The sequence below is a fragment of the Pseudomonas sp. Nvir genome (genome assembly GCF_963778085.1).
Classification (GTDB): Bacteria; Pseudomonadota; Gammaproteobacteria; order Pseudomonadales; family Pseudomonadaceae; genus Aquipseudomonas; species Aquipseudomonas juntendi.
The window spans coordinates 1,863,607-1,882,792 of sequence record NZ_OY970405.1; the positions used below are offsets into that span (position 1 = coordinate 1,863,607).

Sequence of the window (19,186 nt, forward strand, 5' to 3'; positions counted from 1 at the left end):
GATGCGCCTCAAATGCATTCGCCTGGCTGGCTTCAAGTCGTTCGTCGACCCGACCACAGTCAATTTCCCCAGCAACATGGCGGCCGTGGTCGGCCCCAACGGCTGCGGCAAATCCAACATCATTGACGCGGTGCGCTGGGTGATGGGCGAGAGCTCGGCGAAGAACCTGCGCGGCGAATCGATGACCGACGTCATCTTCAACGGCTCCAGTGGGCGCAAACCGGTCAGCCAGGCCAGCATCGAGCTGGTCTTCGACAACAGCGAAACTACCCTGGTCGGCGAGTATGCCGCGTACGCCGAAATTTCCATCCGCCGCAAGGTCACCCGCGACGGGCAGAACAGCTACTACCTGAACGGCACCAAGTGCCGCCGGCGCGACATCACCGACATTTTTCTCGGCACCGGGCTGGGGCCGCGCAGCTACTCGATCATCGAACAGGGCATGATCTCCAAGCTGATCGAGGCCAAGCCCGAAGAGTTGCGCAATTTCATCGAGGAAGCCGCCGGCATCTCCAAATACAAGGAGCGCCGCCGCGAAACCGAGAACCGTATCCGCCGCACCCAGGAAAACCTGGCACGCCTGACCGACCTGCGTGAAGAACTGGAACGCCAGCTCGAGCGCCTGCACCGCCAGGCCCAGGCCGCGGAAAAGTACCGTGAGTACAAGGCGCAGGAACGGCAGTTGAAAGCGCGGCTGTCGGCCCTGCGCTGGCGCGACCTGGACGAGCGGGTACGCCAGCGCGAGTCGGTGATCGGTGACCAGGGCGTGGCCCATGAGGCACTGGTGGCCGAGCAGCGCAACGCCGATGCCAGCATCGAGCGCCTGCGTGACGGCCATCACGAGTTGTCCGAGCGGTTCAACCAGGTGCAGGGCCGTTTCTATTCGGTGGCCGGTGACATTGCCCGGGTCGAGCAGAGTATCCAGCACGGCCAGCAGCGCCTGCGCCAGTTGCAGGACGACTTCAAGGAGGCCGAGCGCACCCGTTTGGAAACCGAGTCGCACCTGGGGCATGACCGCACCTTGCTGGCGACCCTGGGCGAAGAGTTGGCCATGCTCGAACCCGAGCAGGAAATGACCCTGGGCGCCGCCGAAGAAGCTGCGGCGGCGCTGGAAGAGGCCGAGCTGGCCATGCACGGCTGGCAAGAGCAGTGGGACAGCTTCAACAGCCGCTCTGCCGAACCGCGCCGCAAGGCCGAAGTGCAGCAGGCGCGCCTGCAGCAGCTGGAAGCCAGCCTGGAGCGCCAGGCTGAGCGCCAGCGCAAGCTGGGCGAAGAGCGCGAGCAACTGGGGAGCGATCCGCAGGACGCCACCCTGCTGGATCTGGCCGAGCAACTGGCCAGCAGCGAGATGTTGCTGGAAGAACTGCAGCTCTCCGAAGAACAGGTGGTCGAGGGTCTGGAAAGCGCGCGCGGGCAGTTGCAGCAGGCTACCCAGGCCCAGCAGCAGGCACAGGGCGACCTGCAGCGCCTGGGCGGCCGCTTGGCATCCTTGGAAGCGTTGCAGCAGGCAGCCCTGGAGCCGGGGGCGGGCGCCGCAGACTGGCTGCAGGGCCAGGGCCTGGATCAACAGCCACGCTTGGCTGAAGGCTTGCGGGTAGAACCGGGCTGGGAGCTTGCCGTAGAAACCGTGCTCGGCGCTGACCTGCAGGCCGTGCTGGTGGACGATTTCAACGGCCTCGATTTTGCCGGTTTGGAACAAGGCGAGCTGCGCTTGCTGCAGGCCAGCGATGCCAGCGCGTCGTTGCCCGGCAGCCTGCTGGAAAAGGTCGAAGGCCGTGTCGATCTGGCACCCTGGCTGGGTCAGGTCAAGCCTGTCGAAGACTTGGTCCAGGCGCTGGCGCAGCGCACAGCGCTTGGCGACGGCCAGAGCCTGGTCAGCCGCGATGGCTACTGGGTTGGCCGGCACTTCCTGCGGGTGCGCCGTGGCGGTGAGGCTGAAGGCGGTGTGCTGGCGCGTGGCCAGGAAATCGACCGCCTGGGCCAGGAACAACTGCAGCAGGAAGCGGCGTTGGAACAACTTGAGCAACAGTTGCAAACCCTGCGCGAGCAGCAGCTGGACCTGGAAGAACAGCGCGAGCAACTGCGCCGCCGCAGCCAGGAAGAAAACCGCCTGCACGGTGAACTGAAAGCCAGCCTCTCGGCCAGCCGTGCGCGCGCCGAACAGGTCGAGCTGCGGCGCTGGCGCTTGCAGGAAGAACTGGCCGAACTGGAAGAACAACGCGCCCTTGAGCACGAACAACTGGGCGAAGCCCGCTTGTTGCTGCAAGAGGCGGTGGAGCTGATGGCCCAGGACACCGAGCAGCGCGAGCAATTGATGGCCCGCCGCGACGCCCTGCGAGAAAGCCTCGACCGGGTGCGCCAGGAGGCCCGCCAGCACAAGGACCACGCCCACCAGCTGGCCGTGCGGCTGGGCTCGATGCGTGCGCAGCATGACTCCACCCGCCAGGCCCTGGAGCGCCTAGAGCAGCAAGCAGCAAGGCTGACCGAGCGCCAGGAGCAACTGAGCCTGAACCTGGAGGAGGGCGAGGCGCCACAGGAAGAGTTGCGCCTGAAGCTCGAAGCGCTGCTGGAACTGCGCATGAGTGTTGACGAGGAAATGCGCCTGGCCCGCCTGCACATGGACGAAGCCGACCGCGAATTGCGCGAGGCCGAGAAGCGCCGCACGCAGGCCGAGCAGCAGGCGCTGTTGTTGCGCGGCCAGCTGGAGCAGCTGCGGCTGGAGTGCCAGGGCCTGGATGTGCGGCGCAAGACCCTGCAGGAGCAGCTGCTGGCCGACGGTTACGACCTGCAAGGGGTGCTCGCCACCCTGGAGGCCGATGCCAGCGAGCAGGGCACCGAACAGGCGCTGGAGCAACTCGAGGCGCGTATCCAGCGCCTGGGGGCGATCAACCTCGCCGCCATTGAGGAGTACGAGCAACAATCCGAGCGCAAGCGCTACCTGGATGCCCAGGACGCCGACCTGGTGGAGGCGCTGGAGACCCTGGAAAACGTCATTCGCAAGATCGACAGGGAAACCCGCAACCGCTTCAAGGATACCTTTGATCAGATAAATGCCGGATTACAGGCACTTTTCCCAAAAGTTTTCGGTGGTGGCAGCGCTTATCTGGAACTGACGGGCGAAGATCTACTCGATACAGGGGTGACGATCATGGCGCGACCGCCGGGCAAGAAGAACAGCACCATCCATCTGCTGTCCGGCGGCGAAAAGGCACTGACCGCATTGGCGCTGGTGTTTGCCATCTTCAAGTTGAACCCCGCACCGTTCTGCATGCTCGACGAAGTCGATGCGCCGCTGGACGATGCCAACGTCGGGCGCTACGCGCGCCTGGTCAAGGAAATGAGTGAGAGCGTGCAGTTCATCTACATCACCCACAACAAGATTGCGATGGAGATGGCCGATCAACTGATGGGGGTAACCATGCATGAACCCGGTTGTTCACGTCTTGTTGCAGTTGATGTGGAGGCCGCCATGGCCATGGTCGATGCGTGATGTGCGACGATGCGGGCACTTTCTCCAACGAAATGCCCCCGTCATGTGCGACAGACGGTGTAAAGTTGTCTTTGGTCGTGCTAGCTTAATGTCACTCGTTTATTGCGTGGGTAAAACGCCTGTCAGAACATAGAGTTGGCGCCACGTGTTAAAGGGCTTTGAACCCTTTGTTTTCAAGCATATTTTTATAGAGGCACGGGATTACATGGAAATCGGTCTGCGCGAGTGGCTGATCCTCATCGGCATCATTGTCATTGCCGGTATTCTTTTCGACGGCTGGCGCCGCATGCGCGGCGGCAAAGGCAAGTTGAAATTCCGTCTGGACCGCAGTTATTCCAACCTGCCGGACGAAGAGGGCGGCAGTGCCGAAGTACTCGGCCCGTCGCGGGTACTGGATACCCATAAAGAACCGGAACTGGACGAAAGCGACCTGCCTTCGCTCAGCGCCTCGGCGCGTGATCGCGAGCGCGAGCCAAAGCCGGCCAAGGCCAGCAAGCGTGGCAAGCGCGCCACAGCCGCGGCCGATTTGCAGCAGGGCGACCTGGGCCTGAGCGCCGAGCCGCGCGAGCCCGACCTGTTCACCGACAGCGACGACGACTTCGCCGCCGAAAATACCCGTGGCAACCCGGCGCCCGCTGCCAGCAGCAGCGTCAAGGAGCTGCCACCGGCCGAAGAGGTGCTGGTCATCAGCGTCATTTCCCGCGACGAGGGTGGCTTCAAGGGCCCGGCATTGTTGCAGAACATTCTTGAAAGCGGCCTGCGCTTCGGCGAAATGGACATCTTCCACCGCCACGAAAGCATGGCCGGCCACGGCGAAGTGCTGTTCTCCATGGCCAATGCGGTCAAGCCTGGTGTGTTCGACCTGGACGACATCGACCATTTCAGCACCCGTGCGGTGAGCTTCTTCCTCGGCCTGCCTGGCCCACGTCATCCGAAGCAGGCCTTTGACGTGATGGTGGCGGCCGCGCGCAAGCTGGCACATGAACTGAACGGTGAGCTCAAGGACGACCAGCGCAGCGTGCTGACCGCCCAGACCATCGAGCACTATCGCCAGCGCATCGTCGAGTTCGAGCGCCGTGCGCTGACCCAGAAGCGCTGACAGATCCAACGAAAGAGCAGCCTGAGGGCGTGCTGGCCGGTTCGGGTGTTGTTACCTGTTCCGGCCCTGTCGCCGGCAAGCCAGCTCCCACAATTGCCTGTGGGAGCTGGCTTGCCGGCGACAGGGCCAGGGCAGGCAATCGCTAGTCCAGACCCCAGCCGCCACCCCAGGCTGCTCTTTTGCTTTGCAAGAGAAGACAAACCCCATGACCGCCGAAACCCGTATCCACGAACTGCGTGCCGAACTCGACCAGCACAACTACCGCTACTACGTGCTCGACGAGCCCAGTGTGCCCGACGCCGAATACGACCGCCTGTTCAACGAGCTCAAGGCGTTGGAAGCCGAACACCCGCACCTGGTTACCCCCGACTCGCCCACCCAGCGCGTCGGCGGTGCAGCCCTGTCGGCCTTTAGCCAGGTGCGCCATGAAGTGCCCATGCTCAGCCTGGGCAACGCCTTCGAGGAAGCCGACCTGCGTGAGTTCGGCCGCCGTGTGGTGGGCGGCCTCGATCAGCCCGGCGCGGTTGACTACAGTTGCGAACCCAAGCTCGATGGCCTGGCCGTTAGCCTGCTGTACCGCGACGGCCTGCTGGTGCAGGGTGCCACGCGCGGCGACGGCACCACTGGCGAAGATATCAGCGCCAACGTACGCACCGTGCGCAACATTCCGCTGAAGTTGCACGGCGAGGGCTGGCCCGCGGTGCTGGAAGTGCGTGGCGAGGTCTACATGAGCAAGGCCGGCTTCGACCGCCTCAATGCAGCCCAGGCCGAAGCCGGCGGCAAGACCTTCGCCAACCCCCGCAACGCGGCTGCCGGTAGCCTGCGCCAGCTCGATTCGAAAATCACGGCCAGCCGCCCGCTGGAGTTCTGCTGCTACGGCGTCGGTCAGCTGTCTGCCAGCATCGGCGACAGCCATATCGCCATCCTTGAACAGCTCAAGGCTTGGGGCCTGCCGATCAGCCGCGAGCTCAAGCATGCGGCAGGGATCGAAGAGTGCCTGGATTACTACCGCGACATCGGCGAGCGGCGCAACAGCCTGCCGTATGAAATCGATGGTGTGGTATTCAAGGTCAACAGCCTGGCCGCCCAGCGTGAGCTGGGCTTCCGCGCCCGTGAACCGCGCTGGGCAATCGCCCACAAGTTCCCGGCCATGGAAGAGCTGACCGAGGTGCTGGACGTCGAGTTCCAGGTCGGCCGTACCGGCGCGGTCACCCCGGTGGCGCGCCTGAAACCGGTCAAGGTGGCGGGCGTGACCGTGTCCAACGCCACCCTGCACAACATGGACGAAATCGCCCGCCTGGGCCTGCGCATTGGCGACACAGTGATCATCCGCCGGGCCGGCGACGTGATCCCGCAGGTGATGCAGGTGGTGCTGGAGCGTCGCCCGGACGATGCCCGCCCGGTTGCCGTGCCAAGCGAGTGCCCGGTGTGTGGCTCGCAAGTCGAGCGCACCCAGCTGGTCAAGCGCAGCAAGGGCAAGGAGACCACCAGCGAAGGGGCGGTGTACCGCTGTGTCGGCCGCCTGGCCTGTGGTGCGCAGCTCAAGCAGGCGATCATTCACTATGTGTCGCGTCGCGCCATGGACATCGACGGGCTTGGCGAAAAAAGCGTCGAGCAGTTGGTGGACGAAGGCCTGATCGGCTCGCCGGCTGACCTGTACAAGCTGCAGTTCGAGCAGGTGGTCGGCCTGGAAGGCTTCGCCGAGGTGTCCACCCGCAAACTGCTGGATGCCATCGAAGCCAGCAAGCGGCCGAGCCTGGCGCGTTTCATCTATGCGCTGGGCATACCGGATGTGGGTGAGGAGACGGCCAAGGTTCTGGCCCGTTCGCTGGGCAGCCTGGCGCGCGTGCAGCAGGCCTTGCCGCAGGTGCTGACGTATCTGCCGGACATTGGCCTTGAGGTCGCCTACGAGATTCACAACTTCTTCGAAGACGAACACAACCAGAAGGTTATCCAGCAGTTGCTCGATAGCGGCATGCACCTGCAGGACGAAGGCGAGTTGGCCGCCGAATTCGCGGCCAGCACCAGCTTGGCCGGCATGATCGCCAAGCTCGACATCGCTTCGGTAGGCCCAACCGGTGCCGAGAAACTGGTAGCCAAGCTCGGCAGCCTGGACAAGATCATCGCTGCCGACGGCATCGACCTGCGCCAGGCACTGGCGGCCAAGCAGGCGGACGCGGTGCGTGAATTCTTCAAGGATGAGGCCAACCAGAAACTGGCGCGCGCGATCGAGGCGCAGTTGCTGGCGTTCGGCATGCACTGGACCAGCGAGAAGAAAGTCGCCGAGGGTTTGCCGCTGGCCGGCCAGACCTGGGTGCTGACCGGTACCCTGGAGCGCATGAGCCGCGATGTGGCCAAGGACAAGCTGGAAAGCCTTGGCGCCAAGGTGGCCGGTTCGGTGTCTGGCAAGACCCAGTGCGTGGTCGCAGGGCCGGGGGCTGGATCGAAGCTGGCTAAGGCCAGCGAGCTGGGCGTGAAGGTGCTGGACGAAGAGGCCTTCGTCGCGTTCCTGGCCGAGCAGGGCATCACTATTTGAGTCCCTGCGCGCGCCACTTGTGGGAGCGGGCATGCCCGCGAACACCGGCAAAGCCGGTGCCATCCATCGCGTAGCTTGCTTCGCGGGCACGCCCGCTCCCACAGGCCTCGCGCCAGTCTTGCCTGCAGCGCCACCCCAACCCAGACAAGTCATTGAGAAATGATGACTTTTTCTGCTCCCAGAGGTTGTATCTGCCCCCAAGACCGGTACAATGGCGCCACTCGCTGCTCAGCGAGGCATGTTGTGGTGGCCCTATCGGTCCCCCCGCATTGATTACCCGTTAACCTGGTCAGGCCCGGAAGGGAGCAGCCATAGCGGGAACATCGAGTGCCGGGGTGTGGCTGGTGGGGCCGCCTCCATTTCCGGGGTCGGAAAACCTCAATCTGCTGCGAACGCCTTCTTTCTGTCCTGCTTCTCGCCCAATGCTCCCACCGCCGACAGCTTCATCAGTCGCCGGAATTTAAGGCAGGCCAGGTGATCTCCCTCAGGGCACTGCGCCGCATGTCGCAAGCCTTTGCTCTCCGCCTCTAGGCGCCTACCCATGTCACAGGCAGCACGCGAGCTCGAATCGGTCGCAATACCCTGTGGGAGCGGGCGTGCCCGCGAAACAGGCGACGCGGTATAGGCACCAGCTTCACCGTTGATCGCCGGCAAGCCAGCGGCCACAGGGAGCGTGCTGGCTTGCAGCCTCTGTACATCACCAGCGCTTCTGTTTCACGGGCGAGCGACAGATGGGTTGTCGCTACGGCCCATCCCTGCGTATCGCTGTAGGATCCGCTCGATTTCCCCCGTCTGTTTCAGCCGCACCAAGGCCCGCAGCAGCCCTTGTGTGGGTATCGCCGGGTCGTTGCGCACCATGCACCCCAGGTCCTGCTCCTCCAGCACTGCCAGCACTTGCAGTTGCCGAGCTGCCGGCTGCCCCTGGTTGAACCACTGCAGCGACAACTCGTTGCTCACTGCATGGCGATAGCGGTGGGCTTGCAGTTTCTGCAGGACCAGCAGCTGGCTGCGGCTGTCTTCGCGGCTCAGTCGGCCTTGGTCCAGCAGGGGTTGCAAGGTTGGATAGGTGTACCCCAGCACTGTACCGATGGCCTGGGGCGGCAGTTGCTCTGCTGCGACCGGGTTGCTGTCGCCAAGGCGCCCCACCAGCACGTCGCGCTGGTGGAACAGCGGGATGCTCCAGACAAAGTCCCCCGGGCGGTCATTGAACCACTGCGTGCTGACGTAGCAGCGCACATCAATGTCACCGCTGTTCATGGCCTCCTGCAAGCGCAGCCTGGCCATCACGTGGTACTGCGGGCGGACCCCTGCTTCCCTGGCCAGCGCCTGTACAAGGTCATAGACCAGGCCCTCGACCGGCTGGTCATCTTCAATCCGCACCAGCGGCATGCTCCAGCTTTCAGCCACGGAAAAACGCAGCACCGGCTGTTCTGCCACGCTCTGGGTAGCCCAGACCAACAGCAAGGCCAGCAGTTTTCGCAAAAGCATCTCCTCCCTGGACAACAGGCGCCCGATTCATAGCTTAGACGAGCTGCGCAGGGTGCAATTTTGCCCCCGCTCCGCTAGCATTAGCGATCTTCCGCTCGATCAGGCTACGATGGTTTTTCGATGAGTTATCAGGTTCTTGCACGTAAATGGCGTCCGCGCTCGTTCCGCGAAATGGTCGGCCAGACCCATGTGCTCAAGGCCTTGATCAATGCCTTGGACAACCAACGCCTGCACCATGCCTACCTGTTCACGGGTACTCGTGGCGTGGGCAAGACTACCATTGCCCGTATCATCGCCAAATGCCTGAACTGCGAGACGGGCATCACCTCCACGCCCTGCGGCACCTGTTCGGTATGCCGGGAGATCGACGAGGGCCGCTTCGTCGACCTGATCGAAATCGACGCCGCCAGCCGTACCAAGGTCGAAGACACCCGCGAACTGCTCGATAACGTGCAGTACGCGCCCAGCCGTGGGCGCTTCAAGGTCTACCTGATCGACGAAGTGCACATGCTCTCGACGCACTCGTTCAATGCCTTGCTCAAGACCCTGGAAGAGCCGCCACCGTACGTCAAGTTCATCCTGGCCACCACCGACCCGCAGAAGCTGCCGGCCACCATCCTGTCGCGTTGCCTGCAGTTCTCGCTGAAGAACATGAGCCCAGAGCGGGTGGTCGAGCACCTCAGCCATGTGCTTGCTGCGGAGAACGTCCCGTTCGAGGCAGATGCCCTGTGGCTGTTGGGCCGTGCCGCCGACGGCTCCATGCGTGACGCCATGAGCCTGACCGACCAGGCCATTGCATTCGGCGAAGGCAAGGTGCTGGCCGCCGATGTGCGGGCCATGCTCGGTAGCCTCGACCACGGGCAGGTCTATGGGGTGCTGCAGGCGCTGCTCGAGGGCGATGCCCGGGCCCTGCTGGAGGCCGTGCGCAACCTGGCCGAGCAAGGGCCGGACTGGGCTGGCGTGCTGGCGGAAATGCTCAACGTGCTGCACCGTGTAGCCATCGCCCAGGCGCTGCCCGAGGCCGTGGACAACGGCCAGGGCGACCGTGACCGGGTGCTGGCGCTGGCCCAGGCATTACCGGCCGAGGATGTGCAGTTCTATTACCAGATGGGCCTGATCGGTCGGCGTGACCTGCCGCTGGCGCCGGACCCGCGTGGTGGCTTCGAGATGGTCTTGTTGCGAATGCTCGCCTTCCGCCCGGCCGACACCGACGATGCGCCGAAACCGGTGCTAAAGCCAGTGGGGATCAGCCAGGCCACAGCTGATCCTGCAAACCCGGTGGCAGCCCCTGCGCCTGCCGTGCCGCCACCCGCCGCCGAGCCTGCGCCCGCTGCACCCGCGCCGCTGGTAGTGCCGCCGCCAGCCACGGTGGACCATGAGCCCGAGCTGCCCGCAGACGCCGAGCTAAGGGCCGAAGTCGAGGCCATTTCGGTGCCTGAGCCCGTCGCCGAGGTGGTCGACCTGCCGTGGGAGGACCCAGCCCCGACCAGCGCGCCTGTCGCAGAGCCTGTTGCCGAGCCCGCGTCAGCCCCGCGGCCGACCCCGCAGGCGGCGCCTATGGCCGCGCCTGCCGTGCATGACGAGCCGCCTTTCGACCCGTCTGCCTACGCCGCCGTTGGCATGGACCGGGACGACGAGCCGCCGCTGGACGAAGACTACTACGGCGGCGAAAGCGATCCGGTTGGCTTCAGCTACCTCGACGAGTTAGCCGAACACGTTCAGGAAGAAGCCCCTGCGCCCGCGCCTGCTCCGTTGCCAGCCGCCAAGCCGGCCACCGGTCTGGCCCTGCAATGGCTGGAATTATTCCCACAGTTGCCTGTCTCCGGTATGACAGGCAACATCGCAGCAAACTGTACGCTGATTGCCGCCGATGGCGACGACTGGCTGCTGCACCTGGACCCAGGCCAAGGTGCGCTGTTCAACACGACCCAGCAGCGGCGCCTGAACGAGGCGCTCAACCAGCATCTGGGGCGCACGCTGAACCTGCGCATCGAACTGGTCCTGCCCGAGCAGGAAACCCCGGCCCAGGCCGCCGCGCGCAAGCGGGCCGAGCGTCAGCAGGGCGCCGTCGCCTCGATCGAGCAGGATCCATTGATCCAGCAGATGATCAAGTTGTTCGGTGCCAAGGTGCGGCAGGATACTATTGAGCCTGTAGAAGCCCTGGCCAACCAGGGCCAGTAACGGATAACCCTGCGGCCGGCCCGGCGCCGGGCCGCATCAAATGACCCAATCGAGGTATACCCCCATGATGAAAGGTGGCATGGCCGGCCTGATGAAGCAGGCCCAGCAGATGCAGGAAAAAATGCAGAAAATGCAGGAAGAGCTGGCCAACGCCGAAGTCACCGGCCAGTCTGGTGGCGGCCTGGTGAGCGTGGTGATGACCGGTCGTCACGACGTCAAGCGCGTCAGCATCGACCAGAGCCTGATGTCGACCGATGAAGATGACAAGGAAGTGCTGGAAGACCTGATCGCCGCTGCGTTGAACGATGCAGTGCGCAAGGTGGAGCAGAGCAGCCAGGAAAAAATGGGCGGCATGACCGCCGGCATGCAGCTGCCGCCGGGCTTCAAAATGCCGTTCTAAGGCATGCGCCCTCGAAAACCGCCGCTGACACCAGCGGCGGTTTTTTTTGTGCGTATTCGCAGCCGCCGCGGTCATTATTCTTGACCCGGCGCGCTCCCACCCGGAGGCTGATTTGACGCCACTGCCCCCGCTGGGTATAAACCGCCCCTTATTGAATTGTCAGGCCTTCCCCATGAGCTTCAGCCCCCTTATCCGCCAATTGATCGACGGCCTGCGCATCTTGCCAGGTGTAGGCCAGAAAACCGCCCAGCGCATGGCCCTGCAACTGCTCGAGCGTGACCGTAGCGGGGGGCTGCGCCTGGCCCAGGCTTTGACCCAGGCCATGGAAGGGGTAGGGCATTGCCGGCAGTGCCGCACCTTGACCGAGCAGGACCTGTGCCCACAGTGTGCTGACCCGCGGCGTGACGACACCCAGCTGTGTGTGGTCGAGGGGCCGACCGATGTGTACGCGGTCGAGCAGGCCGGCTACCGCGGCCGTTACTTCGTGCTCAAAGGCCACCTGTCGCCACTGGACGGCCTGGGGCCGGAGGCCATCGGCATTCCGCAACTGATGGCGCGGATCGAAGAGCAGGGTACCTTCACCGAGGTGATCCTGGCGACCAACCCGACCGTGGAAGGCGAGGCGACGGCGCATTACATCGCGCAACTGCTCAATGAAAAAGGCCTGGTGGCCTCGCGCATCGCCCATGGTGTACCTCTGGGCGGGGAACTCGAACTGGTGGATGGCGGGACACTGGCCCATGCTTTTGCCGGGCGACGGCCGATTTCGCTCTGAAGCTGCAAGCTTCAAGCTGCAAGCTACAAGCAACAGCAAAAGCAGATCGGCTTTTGCTTGTAGCTTGCGACTTGCGACTTGCGACTTGCAACTCAATACTCGCTGAGGGAAAACTCGGTCAGGCAGAAGGTCGGCACCCCGGCCGCCTGCAGCCGGCGCGAACCGTCCAGTTCGGGTAGGTCGATGATCGCGGCGGCCTCGAACACCTGCGCACCGGTGCGGCGCACCAGGTTGGCCGCTGCCAGCAAGGTCCCGCCCGTGGCGATCAAGTCATCGAAAATCAACACCGAATCGCCTTCGCACAGGCTGTCGGCGTGCACCTCCAGGAAGGCCTCGCCGTACTCGGTCTGGTAACCCTCGCTCAGCACGTCGGCTGGCAGCTTGCCTTGCTTGCGGAACAGGATCAGTGGCTTGTTCAACTGGTGGGCGATGATCGAACCAATCAGGAAACCCCGCGCGTCCATGGCGCCAATGTGGCTGAACTCAGCCTCGACATAGCGCTCGATGAACTGGTCGGCCACATAGCGCAGCCCGCGCGGCGACTGGAACAGCGGGGTGATGTCACGGAAGATCACGCCGGGCTTGGGGAAGTCCACCACCGGGCGGATCAGGGCTTTGAGGTCGAAGGCGTCGCTGTGCATTGTTGCGGATATCCTGGGAAAACGAATGCCCAAGTATACCCGCTAAATACCGGCCTCAGGCCTCCATTGCACCACCGGCCAGCGCACACAGCTGGATCGGGTCGAGGATGTGCACTTCCTTGCCTTCGGCGCGCAGCAGGCCGTTCTGCTGGAAGCGGGTGAACACCCGTGACACGGTTTCCACTGCCAGGCCCAGGTAGTTGCCGATTTCGTTGCGCGACATGCTCAGGCGGAACTGGTTGGCCGAATAGCCGCGGGCGCGGAAGCGCGCCGACAGGTTCACCAGGAACGTGGCAATGCGCTCGTCGGCGGTTTTTTTCGACAGCAGCAGCATCATTTGCTGGTCATCGCGGATTTCACGGCTCATTACCCGCATCAGCTGGCGGCGCAGCTGCGGGAGCTGGACCGACAGTTCGTCGAGGCGCTCGAAGGGGATTTCGCACACCGAGGTGGTTTCCTGAGCTTGCGCCGACACCGGGTAGGCTTCGGTGTCCATGCCCGACAGGCCGACCAGTTCGCTGGGCAGGTGGAAACCGGTGATCTGTTCTTCGCCGCTGTCGCTGAGGCTGAAGGTTTTCAGGGCGCCGGAACGTACCGCGTAGACCGAGCCAAAATTGTCACCCTGGCGGAACAGAAACTCGCCTTTTTTCAGCGGACGCCCGCGTTTGACGATTTCATCCAGTGCATCCATGTCTTCCAGGTTGAGTGAAAGAGGCAGGCACAGGGGGGCCAGGCTGCAATCCTTGCAATGGGCCTGGTTGTGAGGGCGCAGTTTGACTGGCTCGGACATTTGGATCGATCCTTGTGGGAAAGCACACATAAGTCGTAAGGGTAACCTACGACACAGGGTGTAGGCCAGAGTGCGCATCGATGCTGCGCGCTGGCAAAACCCCGGCAGATGCCCTGCCGGGAGTCCTCGTTCGCCCATAGTGTGCCCGGCAAGGTGGCGTGTCCATGCGGTTGAATGTCTCGCTTTTCAGATAACCCGGGAGAAACGCTGGCGGTTCTGCATCGCCAGGTAGGCATCGAACACCATGCATACCGAACGCGCCAGCAGGCGCCCGGCCGGGAGAATGCGAATGCCCTTGTCGTCCAGGCTGATCAGGCCGTCGCGCTGCAGGGTCAGCAGCTCTGGCCAGAGGTGGTCGAAGTAACCGCGGAAATCGATGGTGAACGCTTGCTCGATGGGTTCGTAATCCAGCTGGAAATGGCAGATCAGTTGCTGGATGACCGCCCGGCGGATGCGGTCGTCATGGTTGCACAGCAGGCCGCGCTGGGTCGCCAGCTGGGCGTTGGTCAGGCTGTCCTGGTAGGTGTTGAGGTCACTGCTGTTCTGGCAGTACAAGTCGCCGATCTGGCTGATGGCCGACACGCCCAGGCCGATGAGGTCGCAGTGCCCGTGGGTGGTATAGCCCTGGAAATTGCGCTGCAGGGTGCCTTCTTCCTGGGCGATGGCCAGCTCGTCGTCGGGCAGGGCGAAATGGTCCATGCCGATGTAGCGGTAGCCAGCGGCGGTCAACTGCTCGATGGTGGCGTGCAGCATCTCCAGCTTGGCGGCCGCGCTGGGCAGGTCGCTGCTGTCGATACGCCGTTGCGGCATGAAGCGTTCGGGCAGGTGGGCGTAGTTGAACACCGACAAGCGGTCGGGCTGCAGGCGGATCACCTCTTCGACGGTGCGGGCGAAGCCTTGCGGGGTTTGCTTGGGCAGGCCGTAGATCAGGTCGAGGTTGATCGAGCGGAATTGCAAGGTGCGCGCCGCCTCGATCAGGGTGCGGGTCTGCTCCAGGCTTTGCAGGCGATTGATCGCGCGCTGCACGGCGGGGTCGAGGTCTTGCACGCCGAGGCTGACGCGGTTGAAACCCAGTTCACGCAGCAGGCCCATGGTCGACCAGTCGGCTTCGCGCGGGTCGATCTCGATGCCGTAGTCGCCGGAGTCATCGTCCAGCAAGTGGAAGTGCTGGCGCAGGGTAGTCATCAGCTGGCGCAGTTCCACATGGCTGAGGAAGGTCGGGGTGCCGCCGCCGAAATGCAGCTGTTCCACCCGCTGTTTCGGTGCCAGGTGGCAGGCGATCAGCTGAATCTCCTGCTCCAGGCGCTGCAGGTATGGCGCGGCGCGGGCGCGGTCCTTGGTGATGACTTTGTTGCAGGCGCAGTAGTAGCAGATGTTGGCGCAGAACGGCACATGCACATACAGCGACAGCGGGCGTACCGCCCGGCGGCTTTCGCGCAGGGCGTGGAGCAGGTCGAAGGAACCCACCTCGCTGTGCAGTTGCACGGCGGTCGGGTAGGAGGTGTAGCGTGGCCCGGCAAGATCGTAGCGGCGGATCAGGTCGGTATCCCAACGAATGTCGTCGAGCATGTGGGCGGTCCCCGGAAAGAGCAGCAGTGAACCGGAGTCTATGGGCGTCTGTAGGAATCTGTGTTGATTTGTATCAAGCGGCAAGCGGCAAGCGGCAAGCAGCAAGTCGAAAGTCGAAAGTCGAAAGCAGATCTGCTTTTGCTTGTAGCTTGTAGCTTGTAGCTTGTAGCTTGCAGCCCTCAATGCCCCATCAGCCAATGCTGGTGCGGCCCGGGCATGGTCCAGATACCAAACAGCATCACCAGCACCCCGCCAGCCACCCGCACACTGCGCCGTTTCAACAAAGTGTTTACCCGCTCTGCCGCCAAGCCGGTCGCCAGCAGCACCGGCCAGGTGCCCACCCCGAACGCCAGCATCAACGCCGCGCTGTAGCCGGCATGGCCCTGGCTGGCCGCCCATAACAACGTGCTGTACACCAACCCGCATGGCAACCACCCCCACAAGGCCCCCAGCAGCAACGCACGGGGCAGGCTGGACACCGGCAGCAAGCGTGACGCCAGCGGCTGGATATGCCGCCACACGCCGCGGCCTAGCACCTCGATACGCGTCAGCCCGCTCCACCAGCCGGCCAGGTACAGGCCCATGGCAATCAACAGCAAGGCGGCCAGGACCCGCAGGGCCAGGGCGGCCGGGCTGCTGGCCACGGCCCAGCCGGCCAGGCCCAGCAGCAACCCGGCGCAGGCATAGCTGAAGATGCGCCCCAGGTTGTACGCCAGCAGCAGGCGCAGGCGCCTGCCGCGTTGTTCAGGGGGGATGGCCAAGGTCAGCGCACCCATCAGGCCGCCGCACATGCCCAGGCAGTGGCCGCCGCCGAGCAAGCCGAGCACCAGCGCCGAGCCCAGCAGGGGAAGCAGGTCAGGCACGGGGTGGCAAGTCCTTGTCGGCGTTGCCCGGCGTGTCGTCGGGTTTGACCGCCGCCTGGTGACGAGGGTCCTGGTCGTCGAACAGAATGCTGTGCGCCGGGCCGTCGAGGTCGTCGTACTGGCCGCTGTCCACGGCCCAGAAGAAGATGTACACGGCCACGCCGACCAGCAGCAGGGCTGCGGGGATCATGACATAGAGGGCGGGCATGGCGTACTCCTGGCGGGTTGCGCGGCATCCATCGCGGGCAGCCCGGCGCTGGCTGGCAAGCGGGTCAGGCGCAGGGCATTGAGCACCACGATCAGTGAGCTCACCGACATGCCGACAGCCGCCCACACCGGGGTGACCCAGCCGAGGGCGGCGAACGGCAACATCAGGCCATTATACAGGGTTGCCCACAGCAGGTTCTCGAGGATGTTGCGGCGGGTGCGGCGCGCCAGTTCCAGCGCCTGCACCAGCGCGCTCAGGCGGTTGGACAGCAGCACCGCGTCGGCGCAGGTCTTGGCCAGGTCGGTGGCGCTGCCCATGGCGATGCTGATGTCCGCGGCGGCCAGCACCGGCACATCGTTGACCCCGTCGCCCAGCATCAGCACCTTGCGCCCTTCGGCCTGCAAGGCTTTGAGGCGCTCCAGTTTGTCGTCCGGGCGCAGGCCGCCAACGGCGTGGTCGATGCCCAGTTGCGCGGCGACTTCCGCGACCATCGGCGAACTGTCGCCAGACAGCAGCAGGGTGCGCCAGCCCCGCGCTTTGCAGGCAGCCAGCAGGGCCGGTGCATCATCGCGCAAGCGGTCGTCCAGGCCGAACCAGGCCAATGGCCCCTGGCGGTCGCCCAGCAGCAGCCACTGGCCGCGAGGCTCGGGCACCGCAGGTACTTGCGCGCCGCTCAAGGCGCAGACGAAGCTGGCCTGGCCAATGCGCAGGCGCTGGCCATCGACCAGCCCTTCCAGGCCCACGCCGGGCACAGTCTGCACCTCTTCAGCAGCTGTGGCCGCGCGCCCGAACGCGCGGGCGATGGGGTGCTCCGAGCGGTTCTCCAATGCCGCCGCCAGCGCCAGGCAACGGTCCGCGGGGTGGCTGCCGAGTGGGCGAATGCTGCGCAAGGTCAGCCTGCCTTCGGTCAGCGTGCCGGTCTTGTCAAAAATCACCGTATCGATCTGGTTCAGGCCTTCCAGCACATGGCCACGGGTCACCAGCAGGCCAAGTTTATGCAGGGTGCCGGTGGCTGCAGTGAGTGCGGTGGGGGTGGCCAGCGACAGCGCACAAGGGCACGTCGCCACCAGCATGGCCAGCACGATCCAGAACGCCCGGGCCGGCTCCAGGTACCACCACCACAGGCCGATGGCCACTGCGGCCAGCAGCGAGAACAGCAGGAACCCCTGCGAGGCGCGGTCGGCAATTTCTGCCAGGCGTGGTTTTTCCGTCTGCGCGCGCTCCAGCAGGCGGACGATAGCCGACAGCCGCGAGTCGTGGCCCAAGGCCTGGACTTCTATATTCAGCGTGCTTTCCACGTTCAAGGTGCCGCCGGTGACCCGGTCCCCCACCCGCCGCGGCTGTGGCAAGTATTCACCGGTGAGCAGCGATTCGTCGACGCTGGAGCGGCCTTCGACGACGCGCCCGTCGGCGGGAATCACCGCGCCGGGCAGCACCTGTACGGTGTCGCCGCATTGCAGTTCACTGAGCAGAATGCGCCCGCTGCGGCCTTGGCTGTCCAGGCGCAGGCACGAAGCCGGCAGCAAGTTCACCAGTTGCGCCGTGGCCGCTGCGGTGCGCTCGCGGGCGCGGCGTTCCAGGTAGCGGCCGGTCAACAGGAACAGGGCGAACATGCCCACGGTGTCGAAATACAGCTCGCCGCTGCCGGTGATGGCTGTCCAGATGCCGGCACCGAAGGCCAGGCCAATGGCCAGTGACACCGAAACATCCATGGTCAGGTGGCGGGTGCGCAGGTCGCGGGCGGCGCCTTTGAAGAACGGTGCGCAGCTGTAGAACACGATGGGGATCGTCAGGAACAGCGCCACCCAACGCAGGATGGTGTGCAGATCGGGCGACAGGTCGATGTTGAATTCCGGCCAGGTGGCCATGGTCGCCATCATTGCCTGGAACCACAACAACCCGGCAACGCCCAGGCGCCGCAGGGCACTGCGGTTTTCCCGGGCCAACTGCTCGGCGGCCTGGTCGGGTTGGTAGGGGTGGGCGGCGTAACCGATCTGGCGCAGTTCGGCCAGCAGGCGCGACAGTGGCAGCTGCGAGGCATCCCAGGCAACCAGCAGGCGGTGGTTGGACAGGTTAAGGCGCGCCTCGGCGACGCCGGGCAGGTTGCGCAGGTGTTTTTCGATCAGCCAGCCACACGCTGCACAGCTGATACCTTCGATCAGCAAGGTGGCCTCGGCCAGGTCGCCCAGGTGGTGGACGAAGGTTTGCTGCACGTCACTGCGGTCGTACAGGGCCAGTTCGTCCTGCAACTGCCTGGGCAACGCTTCGGGGTTGGTGCTGTTGTCGCTGCGGTGCTGGTAGTAGTGTTCCAGGCCGCCGGCCACGATCGCCTCGGCCACTGCCTGGCAGCCGGGGCAGCAGAACTCGCGGGGCTCGCCGAGCACCACAGCGGTAAAGCGGCTGCCGGCCGGAACGGGCAGGGCGCAGTGGTAGCAGGGAATGGGTTGGGTCATCACATCATTGCCTTACACATAGCGGCCGGTTGGCGCGCTTCCCTGTAGGAGCGGCCTTGTGTCGCGAAAGGGGCGCAAAGCGGCCCCACGATCTTAGCTTCGCAGCATAGGTTGCAGGGGCTGCTGCGCAGCCCTTTCGCGACACAAGGCCGCTCCTACAGGTGCTCGGCGCCTTGGATGGCTTCATCACCTAGCTGCAAGGTCACGCCATGCTCGACCTTCTCCTCCTCGAACAGCCGCCACACCTGGCCACCTTCACTGCCCAGCAGCTCAACGAAACGCCGCCCGTCAACCTTGTCTTGCAGCTGCCCCACGTAACGCCCTGCCTCGACCCGGCTCAGCAGCACCTTACGGTCCTTTTCCGGCTGGGTGGGCGATATCAGGTTCAGTTCCAGGTTCTGCGGGTTGCTGTTGCCGGCCAGGCGCAGGTCCACTTCGCCGGTCAGTTCATCCAGGTGCACACTGGCCTGGAGGCGCAGCTTCTGTGCCAGCAGTTCGCGGTCCAGTGAGCGGTTGATGCCCTTGCCCGCCTCGTAGTAATTGTCGTTCACCAGGTTGTCCGGGTTGTTCACGGCGATGCTGACCATGCTCAGGCTCAGGCACACCGAGGTGGTGAGGATCGCAATGATGATCCAGGGCCAGAGGTGCTTGTACCAAGGGTCGGCGGCGGTGGCAGGCATTGTGAGTTATCTC

General features: G+C 64.5%; 14 protein-coding genes, 1 other RNA gene and 1 pseudogene. 7 read left to right on the forward strand and 9 right to left on the reverse strand.

All coding sequences use genetic code 11. From position 1 onward, the window contains the following. Position 1: 1 nt before the first annotated feature. The 4 genes from smc to ffs all read left to right on the forward strand — a co-directional run bounded on the left by smc (position 2) and on the right by ffs (position 7,475). Positions 2-3,490, forward strand: a complete 3,489-nt coding sequence (smc, locus tag AACG97_RS09060; RefSeq protein WP_232554949.1) for a chromosome segregation protein SMC — start codon at positions 2-4, stop codon at positions 3,488-3,490. 205 nt (positions 3,491-3,695) lie between these two features. Further along, a complete protein-coding gene (gene zipA, locus AACG97_RS09065) occupies positions 3,696-4,589 on the forward strand; it encodes a cell division protein ZipA (RefSeq protein WP_197886097.1) in 894 nt (297 codons plus the stop codon). 205 nt (positions 4,590-4,794) lie between these two features. Then, positions 4,795-7,125, forward strand: coding sequence for an NAD-dependent DNA ligase LigA (gene ligA / locus AACG97_RS09070; RefSeq protein WP_225785737.1), 2,331 nt, complete (start codon positions 4,795-4,797; stop codon positions 7,123-7,125). 253 nt (positions 7,126-7,378) lie between these two features. Next, positions 7,379-7,475, forward strand: an RNA gene (gene ffs, locus AACG97_RS09075) — signal recognition particle sRNA small type. A 28-nt stretch (positions 7,476-7,503) separates the two neighbouring features. Here the strand turns inward: ffs and AACG97_RS09080 are convergent. After that, positions 7,504-7,662 (reverse strand): annotated as a pseudogene (locus AACG97_RS09080) (MerR family transcriptional regulator); the annotation flags it as partial. A gap of 177 nt (positions 7,663-7,839) precedes the next feature. Continuing rightward, positions 7,840-8,613, reverse strand: a complete 774-nt coding sequence (locus AACG97_RS09085; protein ID WP_009683915.1) for a substrate-binding periplasmic protein — start codon at positions 8,611-8,613, stop codon at positions 7,840-7,842. A 120-nt stretch (positions 8,614-8,733) separates the two neighbouring features. Between AACG97_RS09085 and dnaX the strand changes: the two genes are divergently transcribed. From dnaX to recR, 3 genes are all read left to right on the forward strand, one after another. Continuing rightward, positions 8,734-10,794 carry a DNA polymerase III subunit gamma/tau gene (gene dnaX / locus AACG97_RS09090; RefSeq protein ID WP_144187951.1) on the forward strand — a complete coding sequence of 687 codons (2,061 nt, stop codon included), beginning with the start codon at positions 8,734-8,736 and terminating at the stop codon, positions 10,792-10,794. Positions 10,795-10,858: 64 nt separating this feature from the next. Beyond that, positions 10,859-11,194 carry a YbaB/EbfC family nucleoid-associated protein gene (locus AACG97_RS09095; RefSeq protein WP_003254305.1) on the forward strand — a complete coding sequence of 112 codons (336 nt, stop codon included), beginning with the start codon at positions 10,859-10,861 and terminating at the stop codon, positions 11,192-11,194. 172 nt (positions 11,195-11,366) lie between these two features. Next, complete coding sequence (recR, locus tag AACG97_RS09100) at positions 11,367-11,969, forward strand: recombination mediator RecR (RefSeq protein ID WP_009683911.1); 603 nt, start codon at positions 11,367-11,369, stop codon at positions 11,967-11,969. Between the two features lie 92 nt (positions 11,970-12,061). Here the strand turns inward: recR and AACG97_RS09105 are convergent, their stop codons facing one another. The 7 genes from AACG97_RS09105 to AACG97_RS09135 form a co-directional block, all read right to left on the reverse strand. Continuing rightward, positions 12,062-12,610 (reverse strand): adenine phosphoribosyltransferase, encoded by a 549-nt coding sequence (locus AACG97_RS09105; RefSeq protein ID WP_009683910.1) that lies wholly within the window; start codon positions 12,608-12,610, stop codon positions 12,062-12,064. A gap of 55 nt (positions 12,611-12,665) precedes the next feature. Beyond that, positions 12,666-13,400 (reverse strand): Crp/Fnr family transcriptional regulator FnrA, encoded by a 735-nt coding sequence (gene fnrA, locus AACG97_RS09110; protein WP_009683909.1) that lies wholly within the window; start codon positions 13,398-13,400, stop codon positions 12,666-12,668. A gap of 186 nt (positions 13,401-13,586) precedes the next feature. Beyond that, the gene (hemN, locus tag AACG97_RS09115; RefSeq protein ID WP_161891705.1) at positions 13,587-14,969 is read right to left on the reverse strand and encodes an oxygen-independent coproporphyrinogen III oxidase; all 1,383 of its coding nucleotides are present in this window, start codon (positions 14,967-14,969) and stop codon (positions 13,587-13,589) included. A gap of 179 nt (positions 14,970-15,148) precedes the next feature. Beyond that, positions 15,149-15,832, reverse strand: coding sequence for a sulfite exporter TauE/SafE family protein (locus tag AACG97_RS09120; RefSeq protein WP_054881972.1), 684 nt, complete (start codon positions 15,830-15,832; stop codon positions 15,149-15,151). Then, positions 15,825-16,040, reverse strand: coding sequence for a cbb3-type cytochrome oxidase assembly protein CcoS (gene ccoS / locus AACG97_RS09125; protein ID WP_054881973.1), 216 nt, complete (start codon positions 16,038-16,040; stop codon positions 15,825-15,827). Before ccoS ends, AACG97_RS09120 begins: the two co-directional genes overlap by 8 nt. Next, positions 16,019-18,493: a heavy metal translocating P-type ATPase gene (locus AACG97_RS09130; protein ID WP_125855260.1), complete on the reverse strand. Its 2,475-nt coding sequence runs from the start codon at positions 18,491-18,493 to the stop codon at positions 16,019-16,021. Before AACG97_RS09130 ends, ccoS begins: the two co-directional genes overlap by 22 nt. Positions 18,494-18,648: 155 nt before the next feature. Beyond that, positions 18,649-19,173, reverse strand: a complete 525-nt coding sequence (locus tag AACG97_RS09135; protein WP_054913026.1) for a FixH family protein — start codon at positions 19,171-19,173, stop codon at positions 18,649-18,651. Positions 19,174-19,186: the final 13 nt, after the last annotated feature.